General features: G+C 30.9%; 2 protein-coding genes. Both read left to right on the top strand.

The window, feature by feature from the left end; translation table 11 throughout:
• Positions 1 to 85: 85 nt before the first annotated feature.
• Positions 86 to 748, top strand: a complete 663-nt coding sequence (locus tag Q0954_RS33900; RefSeq protein WP_299466511.1) for a hypothetical protein — start codon at positions 86 to 88, stop codon at positions 746 to 748.
• Positions 749 to 807: 59 nt separating this feature from the next.
• The coding region (locus tag Q0954_RS33905; RefSeq protein WP_299466514.1) for a hypothetical protein at positions 808 to 1,401 on the top strand (594 nt) is incomplete at its 3' end.

Here is a 1,401-nt window from a genome sequence, read left to right on the forward strand (position 1 = left end):
TTTTGTAGATAATGAGTACATATTTAGCCTCATAATGGTCATTTAAATTGTCATCACTAGATTTTATACAGAAGGTAATTATACGATGGATAATAAAGAAGCAAAAAAAATCTTAAAGTTGCTAAATAGTGCTGATGTTACCAGTCACAATTTAGGTTTATCATTGATACAAACACAAAATGATTTTGGTACTATTCAAAAAGCAATAGAAGAACAAATTGTTCATAATTATTCACCTCTGACCCACCAAACATTGTTTAAATATACAGGAAGCGTTGATGAGAAAACTATATCAAGTATTAGTAAAAACATAGCAGAACTGTTAGAAATGAAACGCCAAAAAATGGCATTTAAACACAGAACTCAGAAAATGAAACAAGGTGAGGTAATTAATACTTTTTCAAGCTGGCTATTCCATTTATTGCAAAGTTATATCGAGCAGGATATTGAGTTTGTATTTAATCAAAACCAACAACTTAACTTACAATACTTGACCTTAATAAAAGAACCTCTACCATCAAAAAACATATTAGCGAAAGTAAAAGAGCTAGATAATATCAATCTCTTTCTTACTTCTCAGGGAGGCAATGTTCAAAAAAGAGCATTGAAAAAACAAATCGTGAATCCTTCGGCATGCTTTAATCTTGACAAAATAACTAGCTTTCCCATTAGTTTTATGGTATTTCCTAAGGACAAAAGTTTAGAAAAGTGGTTTTGTATTCAAAAAATCACCCTCGATTTAACATAAAGAATATGTCGAAAAAAATGATTACAAGCCTAATTCTATTTAGAACAAGAAAATAATTGATGATAAAAAAAGAAAAAGTTAATCAGCTACTTTCCTTACCATTTTCAGGCAATTTTTTGCATCACTCTTTTGATCTAGAGTATGATTTCTTCAAGGAAATATTTTTTGACGATTCAAAACCTTTAAACAGGTTTTTGGTATTACTCAAGGAGAGTGGTTTAAATCAAGCCTTATTCCCTCCGATACCATATATATTACATTCGTTACATTCTTCTAAAAAAAGTGTAAGTGTATTAACTAACAGGGAGATAACAAAAAGTTTTTTCACTAGAGTTTATAAACATAATATCTTTCACTTTGACTTGGTACAAAAGTTTTCAAAACTTTTGCTATCATCATCTAACGTACCTTATGATTTAAAAGAAGCTTATCAGACTGGGAAAGTTACTACTCCTTACTTTTGGAATGAAGTAGTAACTAATGAAGCTCTTTCGGAAGAATTACTCAGCCAATATTTTTATCGGTGTGGAGTTCAGCCTGATTATCAGGGACTTGCTCGTCTTAGAGGAATAGAAACATCCTACTGTACATGGTTTTACAAGGGAGTGATAACTCCCTTCATTTTCGTCCAACAAGGAGGTTTACGTTTTTTG

Origin of the sequence: uncultured Microscilla sp. (assembly GCF_947493425.1) — a bacterium.
Lineage (GTDB): Bacteria > Bacteroidota > Bacteroidia > Cytophagales > Microscillaceae > Microscilla.